26 protein-coding genes are annotated in these 23,036 nt (G+C 54.4%); 12 read left to right on the forward strand and 14 right to left on the reverse strand.

From position 1 onward, the window contains the following. Window positions 1–10 precede the first annotated feature (10 nt). The 6 genes from Q0721_RS05255 to Q0721_RS05280 are packed head-to-tail and all read left to right on the forward strand — an operon-like array spanning window position 11 to window position 4,529. Window positions 11–322: a hypothetical protein gene (locus Q0721_RS05255; protein WP_299026440.1), complete on the forward strand. Its 312-nt coding sequence runs from the start codon at window positions 11–13 to the stop codon at window positions 320–322. Window positions 323–342: 20 nt separating this feature from the next. After that, window positions 343–1,647, forward strand: coding sequence for a CpaF family protein (locus tag Q0721_RS05260; RefSeq protein WP_299026442.1), 1,305 nt, complete (start codon window positions 343–345; stop codon window positions 1,645–1,647). A gap of 28 nt (window positions 1,648–1,675) precedes the next feature. Beyond that, window positions 1,676–2,359: a helix-turn-helix transcriptional regulator gene (locus Q0721_RS05265; RefSeq protein WP_299026445.1), complete on the forward strand. Its 684-nt coding sequence runs from the start codon at window positions 1,676–1,678 to the stop codon at window positions 2,357–2,359. Window positions 2,360–2,374: 15 nt separating this feature from the next. After that, on the forward strand, window positions 2,375–2,920 hold the full coding sequence (locus tag Q0721_RS05270) for a hypothetical protein (protein WP_299026448.1): 546 nt from the start codon (window positions 2,375–2,377) through the stop codon (window positions 2,918–2,920). Beyond that, window positions 2,921–3,799, forward strand: coding sequence for a GNAT family N-acetyltransferase (locus tag Q0721_RS05275; protein ID WP_299026451.1), 879 nt, complete (start codon window positions 2,921–2,923; stop codon window positions 3,797–3,799). It begins immediately after the preceding gene. 22 nt (window positions 3,800–3,821) lie between these two features. Next, entirely contained in the window at window positions 3,822–4,529 is a 708-nt protein-coding gene (locus tag Q0721_RS05280; RefSeq protein ID WP_299026454.1) for a thioredoxin domain-containing protein, read from the forward strand. 20 nt (window positions 4,530–4,549) lie between these two features. Here Q0721_RS05280 and Q0721_RS05285 read toward each other — a convergent pair whose 3' ends face one another. From Q0721_RS05285 to secG, 5 genes are all read right to left on the reverse strand, one after another. Further along, a complete protein-coding gene (locus Q0721_RS05285) occupies window positions 4,550–5,266 on the reverse strand; it encodes a DUF554 domain-containing protein (protein ID WP_299026457.1) in 717 nt (238 codons plus the stop codon). Between the two features lie 23 nt (window positions 5,267–5,289). Continuing rightward, entirely contained in the window at window positions 5,290–5,838 is a 549-nt protein-coding gene (locus Q0721_RS05290) for a cob(I)yrinic acid a,c-diamide adenosyltransferase (protein ID WP_299026460.1), read from the reverse strand. A gap of 24 nt (window positions 5,839–5,862) precedes the next feature. Continuing rightward, window positions 5,863–6,432 (reverse strand): hypothetical protein, encoded by a 570-nt coding sequence (locus Q0721_RS05295; RefSeq protein ID WP_299026463.1) that lies wholly within the window; start codon window positions 6,430–6,432, stop codon window positions 5,863–5,865. Window positions 6,433–6,522: 90 nt separating this feature from the next. Next, the gene (locus Q0721_RS05300) at window positions 6,523–8,223 is read right to left on the reverse strand and encodes a peptide ABC transporter substrate-binding protein (protein ID WP_299026466.1); all 1,701 of its coding nucleotides are present in this window, start codon (window positions 8,221–8,223) and stop codon (window positions 6,523–6,525) included. A gap of 99 nt (window positions 8,224–8,322) precedes the next feature. Next, complete coding sequence (gene secG / locus Q0721_RS05305) at window positions 8,323–8,544, reverse strand: preprotein translocase subunit SecG (RefSeq protein WP_054520500.1); 222 nt, start codon at window positions 8,542–8,544, stop codon at window positions 8,323–8,325. A gap of 64 nt (window positions 8,545–8,608) precedes the next feature. On the opposite strand from secG, the gene Q0721_RS05310 reads away from it, so the two are divergent. Both Q0721_RS05310 and Q0721_RS05315 read left to right on the forward strand, forming a co-directional pair. Continuing rightward, window positions 8,609–9,682 carry a CehA/McbA family metallohydrolase gene (locus Q0721_RS05310; protein ID WP_299026470.1) on the forward strand — a complete coding sequence of 358 codons (1,074 nt, stop codon included), beginning with the start codon at window positions 8,609–8,611 and terminating at the stop codon, window positions 9,680–9,682. Between the two features lie 4 nt (window positions 9,683–9,686). Beyond that, complete coding sequence (locus tag Q0721_RS05315) at window positions 9,687–10,205, forward strand: YbaK/EbsC family protein (RefSeq protein ID WP_299026473.1); 519 nt, start codon at window positions 9,687–9,689, stop codon at window positions 10,203–10,205. On the opposite strand, the gene Q0721_RS05320 is transcribed toward Q0721_RS05315, so the two are convergent. Then, complete coding sequence (locus tag Q0721_RS05320; RefSeq protein WP_299026479.1) at window positions 10,202–11,653, reverse strand: RtcB family protein; 1,452 nt, start codon at window positions 11,651–11,653, stop codon at window positions 10,202–10,204. The two genes, Q0721_RS05315 and Q0721_RS05320, sit on opposite strands and share 4 nt — an antisense overlap. Before the next feature lie 144 nt (window positions 11,654–11,797). Next, window positions 11,798–12,214 carry an archease gene (locus Q0721_RS05325; RefSeq protein WP_299026482.1) on the reverse strand — a complete coding sequence of 139 codons (417 nt, stop codon included), beginning with the start codon at window positions 12,212–12,214 and terminating at the stop codon, window positions 11,798–11,800. Between the two features lie 61 nt (window positions 12,215–12,275). On the opposite strand from Q0721_RS05325, the gene Q0721_RS05330 reads away from it, so the two are divergent. The 4 genes from Q0721_RS05330 to Q0721_RS05345 are packed head-to-tail and all read left to right on the forward strand — an operon-like array spanning window position 12,276 to window position 16,953. After that, window positions 12,276–13,028, forward strand: a complete 753-nt coding sequence (locus Q0721_RS05330) for an FHA domain-containing protein (RefSeq protein ID WP_299026484.1) — start codon at window positions 12,276–12,278, stop codon at window positions 13,026–13,028. Further along, window positions 13,025–13,465: an FHA domain-containing protein gene (locus Q0721_RS05335; RefSeq protein WP_299026486.1), complete on the forward strand. Its 441-nt coding sequence runs from the start codon at window positions 13,025–13,027 to the stop codon at window positions 13,463–13,465. Before Q0721_RS05330 ends, Q0721_RS05335 begins: the two co-directional genes overlap by 4 nt. Before the next feature lie 3 nt (window positions 13,466–13,468). Then, window positions 13,469–14,338 (forward strand): S-methyl-5'-thioadenosine phosphorylase, encoded by an 870-nt coding sequence (gene mtnP, locus Q0721_RS05340; protein ID WP_299026488.1) that lies wholly within the window; start codon window positions 13,469–13,471, stop codon window positions 14,336–14,338. Further along, a complete protein-coding gene (locus Q0721_RS05345) occupies window positions 14,335–16,953 on the forward strand; it encodes an FtsW/RodA/SpoVE family cell cycle protein (protein WP_299026490.1) in 2,619 nt (872 codons plus the stop codon). Before mtnP ends, Q0721_RS05345 begins: the two co-directional genes overlap by 4 nt. Window positions 16,954–16,962: 9 nt before the next feature. Here the strand turns inward: Q0721_RS05345 and Q0721_RS05350 are convergent, their stop codons facing one another. The 7 genes from Q0721_RS05350 to Q0721_RS05380 all read right to left on the reverse strand — a co-directional run bounded on the left by Q0721_RS05350 (window position 16,963) and on the right by Q0721_RS05380 (window position 22,975). Next, a complete protein-coding gene (locus Q0721_RS05350; protein WP_299026492.1) occupies window positions 16,963–17,610 on the reverse strand; it encodes a metallophosphoesterase family protein in 648 nt (215 codons plus the stop codon). A gap of 10 nt (window positions 17,611–17,620) precedes the next feature. Then, window positions 17,621–18,238: an HAD family phosphatase gene (locus tag Q0721_RS05355; RefSeq protein WP_299026494.1), complete on the reverse strand. Its 618-nt coding sequence runs from the start codon at window positions 18,236–18,238 to the stop codon at window positions 17,621–17,623. Between the two features lie 114 nt (window positions 18,239–18,352). Further along, the gene (locus Q0721_RS05360; RefSeq protein ID WP_299026497.1) at window positions 18,353–19,180 is read right to left on the reverse strand and encodes an ABC transporter permease; all 828 of its coding nucleotides are present in this window, start codon (window positions 19,178–19,180) and stop codon (window positions 18,353–18,355) included. 2 nt (window positions 19,181–19,182) lie between these two features. Next, window positions 19,183–20,055: an ATP-binding cassette domain-containing protein gene (locus Q0721_RS05365; RefSeq protein ID WP_299026498.1), complete on the reverse strand. Its 873-nt coding sequence runs from the start codon at window positions 20,053–20,055 to the stop codon at window positions 19,183–19,185. A 25-nt stretch (window positions 20,056–20,080) separates the two neighbouring features. Further along, on the reverse strand, window positions 20,081–20,536 hold the full coding sequence (locus Q0721_RS05370) for a hypothetical protein (protein ID WP_299026500.1): 456 nt from the start codon (window positions 20,534–20,536) through the stop codon (window positions 20,081–20,083). A 344-nt stretch (window positions 20,537–20,880) separates the two neighbouring features. Further along, window positions 20,881–22,071: a radical SAM family heme chaperone HemW gene (gene hemW, locus Q0721_RS05375; protein WP_299026502.1), complete on the reverse strand. Its 1,191-nt coding sequence runs from the start codon at window positions 22,069–22,071 to the stop codon at window positions 20,881–20,883. A 7-nt stretch (window positions 22,072–22,078) separates the two neighbouring features. Further along, window positions 22,079–22,975: a hypothetical protein gene (locus Q0721_RS05380; protein WP_299026504.1), complete on the reverse strand. Its 897-nt coding sequence runs from the start codon at window positions 22,973–22,975 to the stop codon at window positions 22,079–22,081. Window positions 22,976–23,036 lie beyond the last annotated feature (61 nt).

Below are 23,036 nucleotides of genomic sequence, written 5' to 3' on the forward strand. Positions count from 1 at the left end.
GAGCATTAGCATGGTGACCCAGTTTGACGAAAAGGGCAAATTCTTCACCCGTGTTATCACCAAGCGTCCGGTAAACGTGATTATCCAGACACCGATTCACCGCATTCATGGGCAGGTGCATGTGCGTCCAGATGAACGCCTCAAGGATGAACTGGATCAAACCGGTACGTTTTTGGCGGTCACCGAGGCTACCGTTTACGACGTAACAGGGAGTGAGGTGGTGTTGCACACGCACTTCTTGGCCTTGCAGGTTCAGCAGATCGTGTGGATTACCCCATTAGAGGAAATAAGCGAGTCTTTTGAAGGGTCCAAGAGCGAGTGAATATGGTGAATGATAGAAAAATGTCACTTCCCTCTTCGCAACCTGATTTGCTTCGGCTTAAGAACCATCTGGTTAACGCTGTTGCGCGCGAGTTGGAGGGCAAGGCTTATATCCAGGGGGAACAACGTCGGGAAGTGGTGCTACAGGTGCTACAGCAGGTTTACGCCAGTTTGAGGATCAACCTGGCAACACCGGTGCGTGAGCAGCTTTTCCGAGATGTTTTGGATGAACTGCTCGGATTTGGACCGTTACAACCCTTAATAGACGATCCTGAGATAAGTGAGATCATGGTTAACGGTCCCAAAAAGGTATACATTGAGCGTCAAGGTAAAATCATTAGGACTAACATTACTTTTTCTGATGATGAGCAGGTCATCCGTTTGATTGAAAAAATTGTGTTGCCGCTAGGTCGGCGCATTGATGCGGAAAGCCCGACCGTGGATGCGCGGTTGCCTGATGGCTCGCGAGTTAATGCCGTCATTCCGCCGGTAGCCATTGATGGTCCAACAATCACTATTCGTAAGTTTCAAAAGGACAAGCTGACGGTGGACCAACTGATTGCACTGGGTTCGCTGACGCCCGGGATGGCCGAATTCATTCGTGCCTGCGTAGTTGCTCGCTTCAATATCGTTATTTCGGGTGGGACGGGCTCCGGTAAAACGACCCTACTCAATGTGCTTTCGTCCTTCATCCCCGCAAATGAGCGGATTATCACCATTGAGGACGCGGCCGAACTGAAATTGCAGCAAGAGCACGTGGTGCGTTTGGAGACTCAACCCCCTGATTCTGAGGGCAAGGGGGCCATTACCGTACGCGATTTGGTGCGTAATGCATTGCGCATGCGTCCAGATCGAATTGTGGTGGGTGAGGTGCGTGGAGGCGAGGCGCTGGACATGCTGCAAGCCATGAACACCGGGCATGATGGCTCCCTCACCACCTTGCATGCCAATTCCCCTCGCGATGCTATCTCGCGCCTCGAAACCATGTGCTTAATGGCCGGAATGGATTTGCCAATTCGGGTAATTCGCCAACAAATTGCCTCAGCCATTGACTTGATCATTCACCAGTCGCGATTGAAAGATGGAAGCCGTAAAGTCACCTCTATTACCGAAGTGGTGGGGATGGAAGGTGATACGGTGGTAATGAATGAGATCTTTCGATTTGAGCAAACCGGCATTGGCACGGATGGCCGTGTGCTAGGAGAAATTAAACCCACTGGGATTCGCCCAATGTTCACACCACGCCTGGAAGCAGCAGGTTTCAAACTGGGCCCCGAGGTGTTTGGAGCCAACCTGAGCGAGATGCTCTCGAGTCGCAGGCGGTAATGGATAAGGAGTGCGGTCTGGAGGAGCCATGGATACGCTTTTTGAACAGAGAATACGTCTGCGTGCGAAAAAGTTGGGCTTGCTTCTACGTGATGCTCGCCTAGCGCGGCACCGGTCAACAGCATTGTGTGCCCAGGCGATAGGGTGCTCGGTGGAGGAGTATGAGGCGATGGAGGCCGGACAGCTAGCCCCCTCATTGCCCCAGCTAGAGGTTTTGGCGCTTTATCTGGACATCCCGTTGGAGCATTTTTGGGGGAATCGTGTTCTTTCTGAGACAGCCCCCCCGTTGCCGCTTGAGAATTTACCCACCCTTTTGGGGTTGCGTCAGCGTATGATCGGAACCTATTTACGCTTGGCACGCCAGCAACGCAATTTGACCCAGGGTGAACTGGCGCGCCGGGTCGGGTTGGACGAGGGCACGCTCGAACAATATGAGACGGGTGCGCGCCCGATTCCTCTACCTGAGTTGGAATTAATTGCTAACGCCCTGGATCTGCGACTCGAAGACCTTTTTGATCAGCGCGGGCCGGTAGGCGAATGGCGTTTGCGTCGTCAAGCGGTGCAACAATTCTTAGAATTGCCAGAGGAGCTACAGGCGTTCATTCGCAAGCCAGTCAACCGTCCTTACCTTGAACTAGCCATGCGTCTGAGCGAACTCTCAGCGGATAAGTTACGGGCGGTTGCGGAGTCTTTGCTGGAAATTACCTATTGATTGAGGTGAACCAAAATGGGAACAGCGATGGATCCTGTGCTTTGGGAGAAGGAAGCCCAAACCGCCTATGCTCAAAGAGCGTACGAAATCGCCGCTCAGGCGTTTGAGAAGGCAGCAGGAGCTTACGATGAGGGTGGGGAGGTCCTGAAAGCAGCCGAGATGCGCAACAATGCCAGTGTGGCCTGGTTGCAGGCCGAACGTCCTGAAGCGGCTCTGCGCTGTGTAGAGGGTACGCCGGAACTCTTTGCGCAGGCCGGTGACAAAAGGCGGCAGGCGCTGGCACTGGGCAATCAGGCGGCTGCGCTGGAGGCCCTGGGACAGGCGGAGATTGCGTTGGAGATTTACCGTCGGGCTGCAGATGGCTTGAAGGCGGTGGGGGAGATGGAAAATTATGCCCGGGTCATGCGGCGAATCTCTGCCCTGCAAGTACAAACTGGGCAGCAGTTTGCAGCACTGTTCAGCATGCAGGCAGCGCTGGAGTACCAACCCAAACTCTCTCCACGTGAACGAATGTTAAAATCGCTTATTGGTACAGTTCAGCGTTTAATGGGTATTAAGTAAATGGGCAGACCGAATGTTGGTTCGGCGATGATCGTTGAACATCAACTGCGCCAAGCCACCCCTGAGGATTCAGCGCGCTTGCGACAGCTGCTTCGAGATGGACAGTATATCCACCGTCATCTGGATTGGCGTTCCCCCCTGGAATGGCTGGGGCAGCAGCCGTTTTGGTTGTTGCTGGGCGCTGAACGATTGGAAGCTGCTCTGGCCTGCCCTCCCGACCCCCCGGGGGTCGCATGGGTGCGCCTTTTTGCTTGCTCGGAGCGGGAACGCCCAAGTGAGGCCTGGCATGCACTCTTTCCTCGCGCGTTGGAAAACTTGGGGCATACTAACGTGGTAGCGGCCATTGCGTTGCGGCCCTGGTTTGCCACTTTGTTGGAGCATGAACGCTTCACCTTGTACCAACGTGTTGTCACCCTTTGGCGTGATTTGAATTTGCCCCCTGGCGAGCCCCCGACGTTACTCCGAGCAGGGGGATTGATTCGCCCGATGCACCCAGATGACCTGGAGGCTGTAGAAGAGGTGGATACAAAGGCCTTTGAGTGGCTCTGGCGCAACAGCAGTGGGGATATCTACCGTTCGTGGCAACAGGCGGCCTATGCCAGCGTGGCGGTTATCGGTGATGAAATCGTGGGCTTTCAATTCAGCACACTGAGCCCCACTAACGCGCATCTGGCCCGCCTGGCAGTTCATCCTTCCTGGCAGCGGCGCGGGATTGGGCAGGCTTTGCTTTATGATGTGATGCGCTATTTCTGCGAGCATCACATTTCACAATTAACCGTCAACACTCAGCAAGATAACCATGCCTCGCTTGCGCTTTATCGGAAAGCGGGTTTTCGTTTGACCGGTGAGGATTATCTGGTTTACCTGTACACCCATTAACGTCACCCCCAAGGAGGTTTTAATGCCAACGCCCCAGAACCCTTCAAGATCTTCAAAATCCAGAAAGATTTCTTATCGTGAATTGCAGCAACAACGTCAACGCCGCAGACGGATTACAATGGCGGTGCTCATTGGTCTGGCAGCCATCGCTATCGTTGTTGTCTTGATTTTGAGCAACCGCCCGGTAGAATTTACACGTCCAGAGCCAATCCCGCGCTCAGCGGTAAATGGCAACTCGGTTGGTGACCCCAATGCTCCGGTCAAGGTGGAGGAGTTCTCGGATTTCCGCTGTGTGCATTGTGCGGCTTTCTGGCGCGAGTCAGAGCAGCGGCTGATCAAAGATTATGTGGCCACTGGTAAAGTTTATTTCACCTACGTCCCTTTCTCTTTTATAAGTGACGAATCGTTCCTAGCGGCTGAGGCCGCCTATTGTGCGATGGATCAGGGCAAATTTTGGGAGTTCCACGATTACATCTTTGCCAACTACGATTTGCCTATAACCGAAAAACTGCTGCGTGCCTTTGCGCAGGATTTGAAACTCGACCTGGCCCAATACGATAACTGTATGGCCAGTGGTAAGTATCGGCAAAAAACACAGGAAGATGGTCAATATGCGCGTAGCAAAGGCGTGACGGGCACCCCCACCTTTGATGTTAATGGCACCCTGGTGGGGCAAACGGAGCTTTTTGCTACGATAGAGAAGGCACTGGCTGCTGGTTCACAGCCTTAAGGCTCAGTTGATGAGCCACCTCAATACAGGCCGAGGTGGCTCATCAACCAGACCAGTAGAGGCGCGACAAAGAGCGCCGGAAGCAAGTTGCCCGCACGGATGGGGCGGATTTCCAACAGTGACCCGATAGCAATTGCCATCAGGACAACCCCTCCCGAGGCGTTCATCTCAGTCATCATTGAAGCGCTGATGATCTGCTGAATTTGAGCTGCCAGTAGCGTCAAACTACCCTGGTAAACCAGGATCACCAGGGATGAGAAAAGCACACCCACCCCTAGGCTGGAAGCAAAGGCTAGTGCTGCAAACCCATCCAGCACCGATTTGATGGCCAGGGTCTGATAATTGCCACTCAAACCGTCCTGAATAGATCCCAGAATGGTCATGGGGCCCACGCAGAACACTAGCGAGGCCGTTAGAAAACCGCGGACAAAGCGTTGGCTTCCCGCAGGACTTTCCTGATGTGCGAAACGGCGCTCCAGCCACCGCCCCAGGCCTTGTAAACCCTCTTCTACCCGCCACCATTCTCCCAACAAGGCCCCAATCAGAATGCTCCCAAGAACCACCAAGGAGTTTTGGGTGGTGAGGAACATCTTTAAGGCATAAGCCAGGGTAAATAATCCCAAACCGGTCACAACGGTCTGGCGCAGATGCTCAGGTAATCGCCCGCCCAACCAAAGACCGAGCGCACCGCCAATCAACACAGTGGTCACATTGAGTAGGGTGCCAGTTCCTACCATGGTTGCCCTCGCAAAGTTTTACCTTACAGGTTTTTAGCCAGTGTGGGTCTATCTAAACCGCTTGCCTGGTAAACGTACAATTCCAGGACAAAACAGAGAGAGGAAAGACGGTTGAGATAGCGTAGCAGATCATCGTTTTCTAAGGCCTTTTGATGGAACAACCCGGCTACGCGCCGCTCAGCCCGGCGGATGATCGCTCGAGCCAGGGAAAGCACCGCCCCGGCCAGTGTGTCGCCGGGGAGGATGAACTCGCCGGGTAAGGTCACACGCTGGCCGAATGCCTCCGTTTGTGCTTCCAGCCAGGCCACCGATGCCGAGCTGATCTGACGAAAACGGGCGGCATTTTCGGGGGTGGCTGCCACCTCGGCCATGAGCAGGTAAAGATCACGCTGAATGTGGAGGAGCACCTGTCTTAGTTCTTCATCCTGAAGGAGACTGCGAGCCAGCCCTAGTGCAGCAGTTGCTTCATCTAGGGCACCCAGGGCTTCAATGCGATCCTCTTCCTTGGGGACACGTGCCTCACCAAGAAGCCCCGTGTATCCGTCATCACCGTTACGAGTATAAAAAGGCATTGCAGCGTTCCTCCACCGTGATGATTAAGGTGAAATATAAAGGAACCAGAAGGTTTCTGGGGGGAAAGCAGCCTGGATCTCGGGTTCCCATAGGAATCCATTCAAGGGACGCGCTGAACGCAGGCGTTGATCCAGCGTCGCCAAGGACGCCACATAAAGGCTAGAGGTTTCAGATACCTCGTAAAAGAGAAAGTGTAAAATGGCTCGATGACGTACCTGGTATGCCCAGGCTGTCTTGGAAGAGGGGGCTGGGGTCTCTAAGATCTCCTCCACGGCTTGCTTCCACAGGTTCAAGCGGCTTGGAATCTCCTGGGCGGCTTTCTTTTGCCAGTTAGCACGCCAGCGTTCGCGTACTTGCTGGATCTCTTGACTTAGGTTGGTCAGAGTGGCCTGTTGGGTTTCTGACCAAGGAAACGCCTTCAGACGTGCCTGGGCCAAAAGTAAATTGCCCAGCGTGAGACGGGTAAGATCTTCCGGAATGGGATGGCCGATGCGCAGATTGAGGGGCCAGAAGAGTACGGGAGAAAGCAAGTAATCTTCAAGTTCGGGGACAGCGGCCTGTAGAAAGGCCCAATCTTTATCTAGAGCGTTCACAGCGGCCTCATGAGAAATCATCCATAATTTACGACAACCCGTCAGGCGCGTAGGCCGACGGGTTGCCCTTTTTAGGAAAGGATTGAAAAGTTAGGGTGCGGTAGGAGTTGATACCATTTCAGTGCGTTGCGGGCGTGTGGCTAGAAGATGCCACTCCAGGATGGTAGCAAATCGGTCTGCAGTATCAAAGAGGGGACCGATGCGCACGCCCTGGATTTGCCGACTGATGCCGTAATTATAAACCGGATAGAACAGTGGTAGAGCGGGCAGTTCCTCAGCAAAGATAACCTGGAAATTACGGTAGAGTCGTGTGCGTTCGCCAATGTCTGGGGTAATTCGGGCCTTTTCCAAATATTCACTGGCCAGTTTATGATCCCATTGGGTGTAGTTCTGCCCGCCGGTGGCTTGCACTTGATCCCAGAATGGATAGGGATCGGGGTCGGGCGAGCGGGAGAGGTTCAAGTCCACCAGGGCGGCCTGATAGGCACGGTCAGCCAAGCGTTGTTGTACCAGAATATCGTAGGGTACTGCTTCAATCTGGACAGCGATGTTGAGTTGTGACCAATCTGCTTGGATAGCTTCGGCCAGAGCGCGGTGTTGTGGGGTATCGGGGTAAAGGAGGGTGAAGCGTAGCGCCAAACCGTTCTTATTCGTACGGACGGGTTCCCCTTCAGCCGGTAAAGTGTAACCGGCCTCGCGGAGGAGGTTCTGAGCTTCCTCTGGGTTATATCCCACATGAGGGATACCTTCGTAATATGCCCAGGTGCCGGGAAAGATGGGTCCATCTGCCAATATTGCCTGGCCTTGAAGCAAGCGATCAACTAGGTATTGGCGATTGATTGCCGTATAGAGAGCCCGACGAACGGCTTTCTCCTGGAAGAAAGGCACGTCTGGATTTTTGAGGTTGAACAGAATCAGGCTGAGTTCAGGGCGGCGTGCTGTGTACAGAGCCAGATTGGGTTCAGCCAATGCCTTAGGCAACACATCCGCGGTGACCTGGCTGATTCCCTGCACCTGTCCATCCTGAAAGGCCTGCAAGGCCGAACCTGAATCAGGGTAGTACCGGAAGATGATCTGCTCGATATAGGGCGGGTGAATGTAGTAATCTGAGTTAGCGCTTAAGACTACACCTGTGATCTGTCCATTTTCCACGATCAGACGGTCAAAACGGTAAGGGCCGCTGCCAATGGGCTGCAAGTTGAAGTCAGCATTTACAATCTCGTCAAAGGATTTGCCTTCGAGAAGATGTCGGGGTACAACCCCAAAGGTCAGATAGTCCAGGAAGGGGGCGAAGGGCTCCGGTAAACGAAACTGGATGGCTGTGTCGCTCAACGCTTTAACTTCCACAGCCTTCCAGAATTCCTGCAGGTCGGTTGGGATGGCAGATCCTCCTGCGCGGAGTTTTTCGATGGTGAAGACCACATCGGCGCTAGTCAATGGTTTTCCATCATGCCATTTGACACCGGAGCGCAGGGTGAAATTATAGACGGTGCCATCCTGCGAAATTCCCCACGACTCGGCCAGGTCAGCCCGAGGTAAACCGCGCTCATCAAAGCGCAACAAGGCGCTGTAAAGCAGCCGGTCTACATCGCGATCAGCCGGATTATAGAAATCCAAGAGGGGGTTAAGGCGCTTAAACTGACCGATGAGTGCCTCGGTATAGGCTCCTCCTCGGCGTGGTTCCGGCGTTTGAAAGGGCGAGGTTGGGGTGGGGCGTTCGCTCAGCAGCAAAATGCCAACCACCAGGCCGGTAAGGAAGATGATAAGGAGTTGCCAGCGAAAGTTTTTCATAGACATTGAAAAACAAGTGGGGGCGTTTTCCCTTTAACGGGTTACTTGCCCCCGGCTCTTAATTGGGTTCTATCCTTAGCGGACACGGTGATTTGAGGTCTACCGCAGGGCTATGGTCAGGATAGTCAGGATGAAAAAGATCACGCTCAAAGCAATGGTAATGTTGAAGAGCGTTTTTTCAAGACCGCGGCGCGCGCTAAAAACCTGCGTACTATCGGCGCCAGTCAATCCGCCTAGGCCCACACCTTTATTCTGCAGGATAACGCTAGCGGTCAATGCAAGCGAGATTATAATCAAAGCGATGTCCAGGTAAGTCGTCACGTTTTCCTCCTTTTGGAAGCAACGCCAGGATTATAACGTCTAAATTCAGGAATCGTCAACCGCCATGGAAGAAGTGATCATCAATCTCCACATGCATACGCGTTACTCCGATGGAAGTGGGCTACATCGAGATATCGTCGAGGCTGCGGCGCGAGCTGGGTTGGATGGGGTCATTGTCACCGATCACAACGTATGGGTGCAGGGGTTGGAGGGCTATCGGGAAGCCCATGGCCGTCGTGTTTTGCTGTTAGTTGGCGAAGAAGTGCACGATCGTATGCGCAACCCTCAGAAAAATCATCTGTTGGTGATTGGGGCGAATCGTGAACTGGCGCCATTGGCCACCTCGCCCCAAAATCTGATTGATGCAGCCCGTCAGGTGGGTGCCCTCACGTTTATTGCCCATCCGGTGGATCCGGCTTTGCCCATGTTTGGAGAGAGTGATATCTCGTGGGAAGATTGGGAAGTGTATGGGTTTACGGGTTTGGAACTCTGGAATGGATTTAGCGAACTTAAAAATGTCATTCGTTCGCGCTTACAGGCATTCTTTTTTGCCTTTTTCCCCCAATTTGTCGCCCATGCACCGCTCCCGGCTGCTTTACGGCGATGGGACGCCTTGCTTCGCGGCGGGGCAACCGTTGTCGCTGTAGGAGGCTCCGATGCACATGCACTGAATTTGCGCGCCGGTCCCCTGCGTAAGGTGGTCTTCCCCTATGAATTTCATTTCCGCGCCATTAACACACATCTCTTGCTCCCCGAGGGCCTCAGTGGGGATTTTGTATCCGACAAGCAACAGGTATTGACAGCCCTCCGCGCGGGTCATTGTTTTATCGGTTATGATTTGCCTGCCCCTACGCGTGGCTTCCGCTTCACGGCACAGGGGCGCTATCGTACGGCCATCATGGGGGACGCTTTGGAGGTAAATGGCGGTGTGACCCTCCAAATTCGTCTGCCCCGACCTGCGGAATGTCGCTTAATCAAGGATGGGCAGGTGGTCAAAATCTGGAGGCGTCAAGAAGTGTGTGCCTGGATCACTCAGGAGCCGGGAGTCTATCGCGTGGAGTGCTATTTGCCTTACTTGGGACAGCGCCGGGGTTGGATCTTCAGTAATCCGATTTATTTGAAAGCCGGAAGGGGGTGAGAGAATGGCGACGATCACTAATAACGTGATCCGACTGCTCAAGGCCCGTAAGATCCCCTTTGAGGTGTTTGAACTGCCTTCCCAGAAGTTAGGGGCTTTGGAGACGGCACGTCGCCTGGGCGTTTTACCCGAGCGCGTTTTTAAGACCATTGTGGTCGTACGCGAACGCGGTGGCAAGCCTATCTTGGCAGTCGTTCCGGGGACATGTGCGGTGGATTTGAAAGCTTTGGCGAGTTTCCTGGGCGAGAAACGGTTGCACTTGCCTACCCAGCGCGAAGCCGAGCAATTAACGGGTTTGCAGGCCGGTGGGATCTCTGCGCTGGCGCTGCTTAACCGCGGCTTTCAGGTCGTCGTAGATGAAAGCGCGCTGTGTGAGACCACATTTCACGTTTCAGGTGGGCAACGTGGTCTAAACATTCGCCTACCTGTGCAGGCTTTTCTGGCGCTTACCAATGCGCGTACCGCAGCAATTGGCAGGCCACTGGCCGAGGACGAGGTGGCAGAAGCCGATGCGGAGTTCTAACCCTTGATCACCGCCACTGGACGCAAGCGGGCTACTTTGCGTGCAATTCCAGCCCCGGCGACGGTCTCGACTACTTCATCCACATCTTTGTAGGCCTGTGGCGCCTCTTCGGCCAAGCCAGACATTGAACCCGCGCGCACATGGATGCCACGTCGCTCCAGTTCATCACGTAGCCGTTCGCCACGAATCTCTTTTTTGGCTTTGTGACGGCTGAGCACCCGCCCCGCGCCGTGGCAGGTAGAGCCCCATGAACGTTGCATGCTGGTCTCGGTGCCAATGAGCACCCATGAGGCTGTCCCCATGCTGCCAGGCACCAGCACTGGCTGACCCAGAGGACGGTACTCCTCGGGTAATTCAGCAAACCCGGGTCCAAAGGCGCGGGTGGCCCCTTTGCGGTGTACGCAGACCTTGAGCGGCTTACCGTTAACCAGATGGGTCTCTATCTTTCCCATGTTGTGAGCAATATCATAGACCTGGTGCAGGTGCCAATTTCGCACTTTGCCGGCAAAGACCTCCTCAAATGCGCGGCGGGCGGCATGGGCAAGTAACTGGCGATTGCAGAACGCGTAATTTGCCGCTGCGCGCATGGCAGCAAGGTAGTCGCGCCCTTCAGGCGAGTCAATCGGCGCGCACACTAATTCGCGATCGGGAAGGCGAATGCCGTACTTTTTGACTGCACTTTGCAGATCTTGCACATAGTCAGTACAAATCTGGTGACCAAAACCGCGGGAGCCGCAGTGGATCAGTAGGGCCAGATTCCCTTCGTGTAGACCCATTGCCTGAGCGGCCTCAGGATCAAATACTTGTTCGATGATATCCACTTCGAGGAAATGGTTGCCGGCCCCCAGCGTACCTAGCTGCGTGCGTCCACGCTCTTTGGCTTTGTGGCTTACTTTGGCGGGATCTGCTCCCTCCAGGCATCCGCCCTCCTCTGTGCGGCGCAGATCTTCCTCGCTAGCCAAGCCACGCTTGAGCGCCCAGCGCGCTCCCAACCGGCAGACCTGATCCAGTTCTTCGTGGCTTAACCGATATTCTCCTTCGGTACCCACGCCACTGGGGCAATAGCGGTTGAGCGCAGTCGCCAAATCGTCCAGATGAGGCTCGGCCTGCTCATAAGGAATCTGTGAGGCCAGCAAGCGCACCCCGCAGTTAATGTCGTAGCCGATAGCGCCTGGTGAGACGACACCATCCGAGACGCGTGTAGCCGCCACCCCGCCAATCGGGAAACCATATCCCTGATGCATATCTGGCATCACCACGACGGGGTCTACCACGCCAGGCAATGTAGTGGCATTGATTGCCTGCTCCAAGGAAAGGTCCTCCAAGGAGGCCTCCAGCAGACGGCGGGTGACGAAGAGGCGTACCGAGGCGCGCATGTCTTCGCGGTATGTCGCGGGGATTTCCCATTCGTAGTCATTAATCTTGCGGATATCCTGCAGGCGAACCATGGTAACACCTCCATAACTTTTAATCCTGGGTGGGGTAACGGCTGCGAGGGTGAGAAAAAGGCTGAGAGCGATTAGGGCTCACAATGCTGGCAGACAAGTGATGCAATGGAGCGGAGGTTTCCGGTGAGTAGGAATGAGACCTTGCTAAACGTCGAACGTAAGTGTGGTCTCAAGTCCTTGCGGCGTGGTACGAATGCTTAGATTGTGAAAAGTCACGGCTTTAATGGCCTTATTGAGATGACGAATTGGCCCGCCTTGTGCCTTGATCTCCAGGGAATGGTTCGTAATTGCGCACTGGAAAGTGTCAAAAGCTAGCTGTTCGGTCTCCTGGAGGTAAAGCAACTCATTTAGAAAGGCGACCAATAAACTCTCCGCATCCTCGCCCTTTATGGTGATCTGGCGCTCGACTCGAGGTGTTGAGGCGATTTCTACGCCTTCGAGCCGGTACATCCCCTGGGCGGCTTGGGTAAAGAGAGTGGGTAGGTCTGATGCCCAAACGCGCAACGCCCAATCGGCAGTGTGACGGATCTCCTCGAAACCGGATGAAGGTATCTCATTCATGAAAGTTGCCTAAGGGGCTTCCCTATTGCGCCATAGGTTGTGTCTTATAATATTATAACGTATGGGTTTTCGCCTTGAATATCTGGAAAGCCGCTTGCGCGCCTTAGTTGAAGATCACTTGGGACGCGTGCCCTGGCGTGGACGTGAAGAAGACTGGTCACGTCGCCTGTTTGAGGCTCTGCAAACGGCTTTGTTAAATCAACCCACTGGTCAACCTTTGCCGAGCCTCTGTGTGATCGAGGTGAGCCCTTCGCTCTATGCAGCCTGGCATCATCAGGAGGCCTGGCAAGTGCCTTTGGTGCAGGCTCTGAAAGATGTGGCCAGCGAGGCGGGATTCACTTTCCTTGGAAATCCTCAAATCCAGTTGCGTGCGTGTGCAGAACTAGGTGAGGGGGAGATTCGAATTCGGTGGGGATGGGGGGATGAAGCGCTGGGTGAGACGGCAGTCCTGGCATTGAGTGAGCCGACTCAGGCGCGCGAACAGCCATCCAAACGCGCTTTTCTCATTGTACAAGGCAAAGATATCTTTCCACTGGATGAGAGTGTGATCAGCATCGGGCGACATAGCGACAACCTGCTGGTCCTACCTGATCTCAGAGTCTCGCGTCATCATGCTCAGATCCGCCGTGTGGGCGAGCGTTATGTTCTCTTTGACCTAAACTCTACGGGGGGCACTTACGTCAACGGTGAGCGTGTGAGCCGGTGGGAATTGCAACCGGGGGATGTCATTTCCTTGGCGGGTGTCTCCCTCATTTATGGCGAGGAGAGTCGACCGGACACCGCTGCTGAAACCCGCCCTGTGGATGGCCAATGATTACGGGAATCGTTGTTCTCATTTTGCGCATTCTTCTGGCTGGCGTGCTTTATGCCTTCCTGGGTTGGGCATTGCTGGTTCTGTGGCGCGAGTTAAATCTGCACCTGCAACAGGTGGCTCGCGAGCAGGTGCCACCGATAACGCTGGAGGTGGTAACCCGGCAGGAAGGCGAAGGGCAGCACTATGAGTTTGGCGAACGAGAGATTCTAGTTGGTCGGCACCCTTCGTGCCAAATCGTGCTGAATGACGAGACCGTCTCAACGCGGCACGCGCGTCTGCGTTATCGTGATCGTCAGTGGTGGGTGGAAGATCTGCGTTCAACGAATGGCACATATCTAAATGAAGAACGGGTGATTACCCCAACCGTGGTGGTCTCTGGGGATACATTGCGCTGCGGTCAAGCCCTGCTGCGCATTCAAATCCAATCTCAGGAGTGAGGTATGAGCGAAAAACCCATTCTCGGTGTCATTGGTGGCTCGGGGTTGTACCGGTTTGGCGCCCTGAAGGATGTGGAAACCCTGGAAGTTGAGACGCCTTTTGGACAACCCAGTTCGCCGATTGTGCTGGGGACACTGGAAGGAAAGCGTATTGCTTTCCTAGCGCGGCATGGACTAGGTCACTTTATCCTCCCCAGTGAAGTCAACTATCGAGCCAACATCTACGCCCTGAAACAACTAGGGGTGGAATACGTCATTGGCGTGAGCGCTTGCGGCTCACTTCGCGATGACTACCGGCCGGGTCATTTTGTCGTTCCGGACCAACTCTTTGATTTCACTCGTTCCCGTCAGCGTTCATTCTTTGGTGAGGGATTGGTGGCCCATATTGGGGTGGCTGACCCGTTCTGTCCCAACCTTTCGGGATTGCTTTATCGAGCAGCGACCAGCAGTGGCGCCACGGTTCATCGCGGTGGGACGTTCATCACCATCGAGGGGCCGCGCTTTTCTACCCGCGCCGAGTCCAATCTGTACCGTGCCTGGGGCATGTCCATTATTGGGATGACGACTTGCCCGGAGGCATTTCTGGCACGTGAGGCCGAATTGTGTTATGCGGTGCTAGCCCATGTGACCGACTACGATGTTTGGCATTCCAGCGAGGAACCAGTGAGTGTGGAGATGGTCATTCGAACGTTGAGTGAAAACGTTCAGGCGGCGCAGGAAGTCATTCGCCACCTGGTAGGGTTATTGGATGGTGTGCGTACTTGTGAGTGTCCCCACGCACTTTCCAAAGCCCTGATTACCGCCCCGGAGCGCATTCCTCCGGAAACGCGACGCAAATTAAGTCTTTTGGTAGATAAGTATCTTCCCGCGTGAATCGCTTATCGAGCGTATATCTCTTTCCCAGTGCTACTAAGGAAGCCCGCCTTCTAAGTCTGGCGGCGGCTTTCCTTTTCCTGTACGCTCTAATCCTAACGCTGGCGCCGGCGGTGCGAGTGCATTCTTTCCAGACGGCGCTTAACTGGCAGCACTGGGTGGGGTTTGGAGTATGGGCCGTGGGGGCATGGTGGGTACACCGAAACCTGAAGGTGTGGCTGGGGGAGCATGATCCTTACCTCTTACCGGCGGCAGCATTATTAAGCGGTTGGGGGTTATTGACCGTGTGGCGACTGGATGCAATGCTGGGATGGCGACAGACGCTCTGGTTGGGGTTGGGTTGGCTGATTCTCGGTTTGGGGGTACGTTGGCCGAACGTGTTGTTATGGTTGCGCCGCTATAAATACCTGTGGCTGGGGTTAGGGTTGCTCTTGGTGACACTAACGCTACTCTTTGGCACCTACCCAGGTGGAGAGGGACCGGGATTGTGGCTGGGGTGTTGCGGCTTTTATTTTCAACCGGCCGAACCACTGAAGATCTTCTTGTTGATTTACCTGGCTGCGTACCTGGCCGAGCGTCTTCCCTTCTCGCTTGGGTTGGCCTCTCTGATTGCACCTACTCTGGTTGTTGTTGGAATAGCGATTGCGTTACTGGTGATCCAACGGGATTTAGGCACTGCTTCCTTAACACTGGTTCTCTATGCGCTGGTGCTTTATCTTGCGACAGGGCGGCGCAGAGTGTTGCTTCTAACCGCAGGTGGGTTACTGCTAGCAGCCTGGCTAGGGAATGCTGCGTTCACCTTGATCCACCAACGTCTTGTGGCCTGGTGGCAACCCTGGTCGCAGGCGGGTGGGGTGGGATATCAGATTATCCAATCCCTGATCGCTGTCGCTGAAGGGGGGATTTTTGGAACGGGGCCCGGATTGGGCAGCCCGAGCCTAGTGCCGGTTGCCCATTCCGATTTCATCGCCGTGGCAATTACGGAAGAGACTGGCCTCTTGGGGTTAGGGGGGCTCCTAGGATTGATCGGCGTGCTGTTCATTCGTAGTCTGATTGTGGCGATCCGCGCGCCCAATCTGTATCGGCGCTTGCTGGCCGCCGGGCTGGGGATTTATTTGGGCGGGCAGTCGGCGTTAATCGTTGGGGGAAACCTGCGCTTGTTCCCGTTAACCGGGGTGACGTTGCCGTTTGTCTCTTACGGGGGTTCCTCGCTGGTGGTTTCGTACTTGGCTCTTCTGCTCCTGCTCCATATGAGCGTTTGGGAAGAAACCACCCCCATGCCTTTACAAGGGATCGTGCCTTTCCGTATTCTCGGAGGTGGCTTTCTGGTCGTTCTGGCATTGCTGGCTGGATTGGGGGGGTGGTGGGCTCTTGCTCGGGGTGAGGTGCTGCGCAATCGCCCAGACAATCTGCGCTGGGTGGTAGCCGAGCGGTTTGTGCAGCGTGGACGTTTGCTGGATCGCCAGGAGCAGGTATTAGTGCAAAGTGAAGGACAGCCGGGGAGTTACCGCCGGGTTACTCTTTACCCACCTCTGGCATCTACCTTGGGCTTTATTCATCCCCGGTTCGGTAAAGCTGGGCTGGAGGCTGGGCTGGATGGTTATCTACGCGGGTTAGAGGGACAGCCCGCGTGGGAGATTCTCCTGGCCCGCTTGCTTTTTGCGCAACCCCCGCAAGGCCTGGATGTGCGTTTGACGTTGAGCCTAGATATCCAGCGCGTGGCCGATGTGGCTATGGAAGGGAAGCAGGGTGCGCTAGTCTTGCTAAATGCCCAGAACGGAGAGATTCTGGCAATGGTTTCACAGCCCACATATGATCCTAATCGGTTGGATAAGGGCTGGGAACAGTGGAAAACCGATCCGCGCTCCCCGCTACTTAACCGAGCCACCCAAGGGCAGTACCCGCCTGGAACAGCACTCACCCCTTTTCTCTGGGCCCTACAAGCGCTACCGATAGAGCAACAGGGGCAATCCCCGCAGAGTTTAGTTCTCCAAACTGCTACCGGACGATTGGCTTGCGCCAGTGTCCCTTCTCTGCCGGTAACCTGGTCAAGTGCGGCTCAGGCGGGCTGTCCCTGGGTGACGGTGGCGCTGGCCCAGAATCTGGGAAAAGAGCGCTTAGAAGCCCTCTGGTCGGTGCTGGGATTTGGAACCCCGCTTAATCTTCCTTTACCTGTGACGGGGGCTGCTATGCCTCCACCTGAGGCGAGCCTAGAAGACCTACTCACTGGAGAAAGCACTTGGTATCTTTCACCGCTGCAAATGGCCCAAGCATTAGCCATTTTGCAGCAGGGACAACGCCCCGAGGTTCATCTAGTCAATGCCATTAAAACCCCAGCTCAAGGTTGGATTGTCCTGCCGGTTAATTCTCCGGAAAAGGTTGAAATTGCAGGCCGCACTGTAAACCGCTTTGCAGATTGGGCGCGTAGTGATTTGCCCGTCTGGATGGCATTTGGGCGGGGGATCAATGGGGAAAAAGCGGTGGCCTGGGTATTGGCCGGCACCATGCCTAGTTGGCAGGGCTCTCCGCTGGTGGTGGTTCTGGCTCTCGAAGAGGGAACGGCGACAGAGGGGGAGCAAATCATGCGAGAGGTTCTCACTGCAGCATTACGCTGATCATAACATTTACGTGTCACTGCTGGCACCCCAGCGTGGAAAAGGCGGTAAGGGATAGATGGATGCGCTTACTTGTTCGGGGGATTGGATGCGTAGCACGCCAAAAGAGGGCAGGTCATTCGGTTTAACCCCGGCGCTGGCCGAACCGGGGTTCAAAAACAAGCGCTCTTGATACCACTCAACTATCGGGCGATGGGTGTGGCCAAAGATGATAACCCGCGCTGTGGGTGCTAATGCAAGCAAACGCCGACGATAACGTTCCGGTTGATAGCCATTAAAAAGATATTGCCACTTATCCAAGAGGTAAGTGCGCCATGAGCCATGGCCATGCGTAAGTGTAATCATTACTCCTCCCAAGGTAAAATCGCGCTTCCAAGGCAAGATATTCTGGAAAGCCCAATCACGGTTGCCTCGCACGGCGACTACCGGCGCAAGTGTGGCAAGGGTTCGCAAAACCTTAGGGGCGCAAATATCACCAGCGTGCAAGATCAGGTCGGGATTGTGCCTGCGCAAAGTTGAAAGCAACTGAGGGTGCAGGTGCTTAAAACGATCAGGCACGTGTGTATCGGCAACGATGGCAATGGTGAGCGGTAGGCGTGTTGAAAACTCTAAAGGGGGTGTCCAGGGGCCAATAGGCTGAAGGATTTGACCTTCCATAAAGAATTGTTTATTCGCGATTCAGGTGATGGTTCAAGAGGGCTTGGATAGTCTCTCGCGCAGTGGTAGGGTGAGTGAAATGAATGGCATGCAACCCCACCTGCTGCGCTCCTTCGATGTTGGGCAACATATCGTCCACAAAAATTGCCTCATAAGGTGCGACTTGGAGTTGCTTCAAGATGTGGTGGAAAATCCCCGCCTCGGGTTTGCGCATTCCCACTTCGGCAGAGAAGATGACCACATCAAAAGCATCCAAGAAGCCATAGCGTTCCTCGACTACCTGGCGTGTGCCGGTCCAAGCATTGCTCAATAAACCCGTCTTGAAGCGTGGACGCAGGCTCTTGATGAAAGCGATCAGATCAGCATCTAGTTGATCACCAGCCCAGAATTGGTGCTGTAAGTCCTGACATGCTGAGGGTGGCAACCCTAATTGGGCACAAACCCAGGCCCAGTGTTCCTGGTCTGAGATCTCACCGCGTTCAGCGCGGATAGTGCTTGTACTGCTAAAAACCAAGTTTTCAAGTTCTCTGAGCGTCAGCCCAAATTGGGCTGCTAGTCTGGCACGGGGTGTGGGGTCTTCGGTACGTAATAACACCCCTCCCATATCGAAGATTACGGCTTTGATCACTTCCGAGCACCTCTCAATATATGTGTTTGAAAGTATAACACGAACGATCTCGACTAGCCCAAAAAACGGCACCAGGGTGCGCTCCTGGTGCCGCCTGGACACTAGAAGATGATCTTAACCATTACGGTGCAACTTCCCGGTGCGCTTGGCGTAGTACTCGGCTTGCTGGAAGACCCACAATCCCAATGGGATGAGGAATACCCCCATGAGAAGCGCGGGCCAGATTTGTGGCCACAGCATGGGCACCGAAGCCCCTTCCAGGACAGCCATCCGTGCGCCGCGCAAGACGTAAGTGGCTGGGCTGTAGACTGCCAACATCCGCAAAAAGCCGGGGAGCACTTCTACCGGATAGTACACACCGGAGATCAGCAGCATTAGGGCAATAAACACATGGGTCATCTGCGAACCGCGTTCGGGGAAAAGCAACGGGAGCACAGAGGCCATTACACCAATGCCCACGAAGGAGACGCTGCCCGCCAAGAGCATCACGGTGGCGCTAAACAGGTTGGCGTGGCTCAGGTCAATATCAAAGACCAACGAGATGACCACCAGGATGACGCCAGTGAAGATCAGGCTGTAGACCAGCGAAAAAGCAGTTTGACCGGCCATGTGGGTGAGGCGCCGAATGGGGGCCATTAGGGTGTATTCGATTGTGCCTTCCCAACGTTCAATGCTGATCAGGTCGGTAATCCAATAGAAAATGGTGGAAAGAAAGCGCCACACCAGCGTCCCGATTAGCAGGTAAAGCACTAGATACTGGGTGTTAACAGACGCCGCGCCGCCGATACGCTCCATTCCCAAACCGATGAACGAGACGGCCATGCTATCGGTAATGGAGTAGACCAACCAGACTAATTCCCAGGACCAGTACCGTTTGATCAGGTTGAAATTGCGCTCCACGAACGCAAAGGAAGCGCGCATCTGATAACTTAATGTGCTCACAACTAAACCTCCTCTTCTTCAGGGTTGTGGAGTTGTTTTCCAGTTAACTCCAGGAAGACCTCCTCAAGGGTGGGCTGACGGTCGGTAGTGCCGCGTACCCGATTCTTCAGGCCCTCTGGGGTATCCAGAGCAACCACTCGCCCACTGTCCATGATGGCAATACGATCGCACAGGGTTTCGGCCTCGATCATATCGTGGGTGGTGAGCAGAATGGTTGTGCCGTGCACCTCGCGTAGTTCGCGCACCACGGCCTGCACCTCCCGTTTGGAACGCGGATCGAGACCGGTAGTCGGTTCGTCCAGGAGAAGCAAGCGCGGACGGGAGAGCAGAGCACGGGCAATGGCGACCTTCTGCTGCATTCCCCGTGACATCTCCTCCATTGGGTGATAGATATCGCGCTCTTTGAGCCCTAACCGCAGGAGAATCTCAACAACCTGCTTGCGGGTCTGTTTTGCCGAGAGGCCGTACAGGCGCGCCCCATACATAAGGTTCTCCATTGGAGAAAGTTTCTTGAAAAACGAGGCTTCTACGCTCACCCGGTTGATCAATTGCTGCACCTGCAGGGGTTGGCGTACGACATCGTAGCCGAAAACGCTGATTTTACCCTTATCCGGTAGTAAGAGGGTGGCGATCAAACGGATAAGCGTGGATTTTCCTCCACCGTTCGGCCCGAGGACCCCGAAAATTTCCCCTTCTTCGACCGTGAAGGAGACGCGATCCACCGCTACAATGATTTGGACGGATCCGTGTAGTGGATGGGCGGTGGGCTTGCCGTTGCCGCTGCCAGAACGTGGGTTGAACAGCGCCTTCCAGAAGGGCCTTTCATTTCTACCAAACTGTTTATAAACCTCATTGACAACAACTGCGTGTGACATAAAACCAACCTCCATGAACGCGGGTTTACAATAGCCTGAACCAGGGATTGCAGCGGAGGGGTAGTACCCGTGCCAGATTATGAGCAGGAACGTACCACTCTATGTGCGCATGTTGGCGGCGAAAGGCTTGCCAATCTTCAAGAAGTGCTGTCTTGCCGTGGAAAAAGCGTGGATTGGCAACCAGGATGCGCCGGATAAAGCCGCGCGCCAAATCTTGCTTCATCTGGTTGTAAGCGGGTGGCCACTCGGCTTGCCAGGAGGCAACATCTACATAGATGGCGGCCACGTGTTCGGCCAGCCAGGTATGCAGGATCAGGCATAGCCCCACCATGAGCGCTTGTTTGGCTTCACGACTGTAGGGTTGACCGGGGTGCAACATGCCACTTACGTAGAGCCCTACCCCCTCGGGCTGCGGAAGGCGCGGATCGGCGAAATAGTCGATGCGGGATGTGTTGGGCTGGGTCAGGGTTTCAAACATCATGTTTGCCTCCAAAAACAAACAGGCCGTTAGGGTTTTCCCGCGGCCATGGGCATGAGGCATGTCTTAAAGAATTCGGCCACGGGCTCGGAGTGCACCCGTGGCCGTTGTTGTCGCGCTAACCGCTTTTTATCCGCAAACAGGCACACTCCGAGAAGGTACAGTAACCTCGCCGCTGTATTCGCGCAGCGTGGTGGTGCAAGGGGTGATGTTCATTAACTCTACCATCTCTGAGTGTGTCCTTTTGTAGATCTATCGTTTTTCAGTCTATTCGGCTTGTATAGTTCTGTCAAGGGTGTTTGGTGGTCTTTCAGAATATTTTAAGGTGGATAGTGTGCTTCACTTAATCAGGATGCCGGACTGCTCACAAATTCCATGAAAACGCGATTTCCTAGCAATCGTCCGCGGGAAGTCAGGCACAAGCGTTCCCCATGCCATTTCAATAGTCCCAGGCTCACCAGGGAATTTATAGTGGGTCCAAATACCTCTTCCAGTGAGCGGTGAAAGCGTTGCTCAAAGCGTTGACGGGAGACCCCCTCGCGTGTCAGGCGCAAGCCCATCAACATGGTTTCCTGCATTTCAGTTAAAGGGTCAATTACCTGAGCCTGTTCGGTGGCTGGTGTGAGCGGAAAGGAACGTTCTATGCGTTGAGATAGGCGGTCAATGTAAGTCGTGATCCCGCGCACGTTGGCGGTGCGGGTGTGGTTGGCAAAACCGTGAGCACCAGCACCAAAGCCCAAATAAGGCTCATTGCGCCAATATTGTAAGTTGTGCCGGCACATTAGTACGTCTGTCCCCCGTTGCCGTGCCCAGTTGGAGATTTCGTATTGCAAATACCCTGCTTGACTAAGCCGCTCATCGGCCCACTCGTACATTTCAGCGGCTAGGTCATCGTTGGGTGGCGGGACCAGACCGCGCGCTACCCAATGGTAAAACGGTGTGGCGTGCTCGATGGTTAGGGCGTAGAGGGAAAGATGTTCGGGGTGTAACCCTAGAGCACGTTCCAGCGTGTCCCGCCAGCGGGCCAAGGATTGATGGGGAATCCCGTAGATCAGGTCCAAATTGATATTGTCGAAACCCGCGCGACGCGCCCAACGCACGGCCTGGCTCACATCGAAGAAATCATGTTGGCGTTCGAGCAGGCGCAGGTCATCCGGATGAGCAGATTGCATGCCCAGGCTGAGGCGATTGACTCCCAGACGTCGTACGGTTTGTAGCCATTCCAACGTGATACTGCCAGGGTTGGCCTCCAGGCTGATCTCAGCCTCAGAAAGCACATTGAAGGTCTCGTAGCAGGACTTTAGGATATTCTCAATGTCAGTAGTAGATAAAAGAGAGGGCGTACCGCCGCCAAAATAGATGGTATGCACCGTCAAACGGTAAGGTGCAATCTGACCAACATAGCGGATTTCATCACACAGGGCCTTGACATAAGCGGGAATGAATTCGTCTTGACCACTGTAAGTGTTGAAGTCACAATAGGCGCACCGGTGGCGACAAAATGGGATATGGAGGTAAAGGCTGTAATAGTTGCTCACAGCTCACCTATGGGCTTGAATCAAAAAGCCCTGCCTCAACATAATACCATTGCTCACCTCGACGGGCAAAGAAAGCGATCATAGCGGTGGCATGGAGGGGGTTTAGTTCCCCTGCGCTACAACACTTGTAGTGAGGAATTTCATCATATCCCAGCCATACTTCCTGGTCATGGTAGCGAATTCCGATCTGCCCTGTTTTTTGGAAAAAATAAAAGGGTTTTCCGCTTAGCCATTGAAAATCAAAGGCTTCTTCATACCCAAACCGCTCGTTCAGGATCTCCCCGTTCTGAATGATCAGGCCGCGGGGTTGACATTCAACGCTTTGAACTTCGCCGATGCGAACGGAAGAACAAGATAGATGGACGAGCTCTGCAACCCAGGTATCCTCTTGCGTCCACACCCCGTGTACCTGAGAGAGCACTCCCGGCTGTCCCAGAGGGAGGGTGTAAATGACCTGATTGCCCATACGCACTTCTGCCATGACCTCATTGGCAGGGTTGATTTTCGTCACTACCTCCAGGCGCTGTCCTTGCCATAGCGTCCACATGCCAAATGCATGATCTTGAGGATCGAAAAAAGTGTTGTGGTGAACAACATCCATACGCAGGCTGGCGTGACGAGCCATGATTTGATCGTAGGTGCCCGCCAGTGGTTCAAAGAAAAGGGGTTCGATAGCCGGGGGATGACGGAGAGGATGCTCTTCGATCACTAGGCCGGAAGGAAACACCCACGGTGTGGGAGTGGGTTCAATTGGCGTGGGTGTGGGTGGTGAGAAGGTAGGTAAAGATGTGAGCCCAATCCCCGGTGGGGTTGGGGGAAGGGAGGAAAACTGGGTGGCGCATCCCGATAACCCAATCAACGCTGTGATTAGAAGTAGCCAGATGAGAGAACGTTTTTTTACCATTTCCTTTTGGATCCTTCATATAAAATTGTAGCATTGGATGCAATGGAAATTAATTTTTGTT

The sequence above is a fragment of the uncultured Thermanaerothrix sp. genome (assembly GCF_938028735.1).
Classification (GTDB): Bacteria; Chloroflexota; Anaerolineae; order Anaerolineales; family Anaerolineaceae; genus Thermanaerothrix.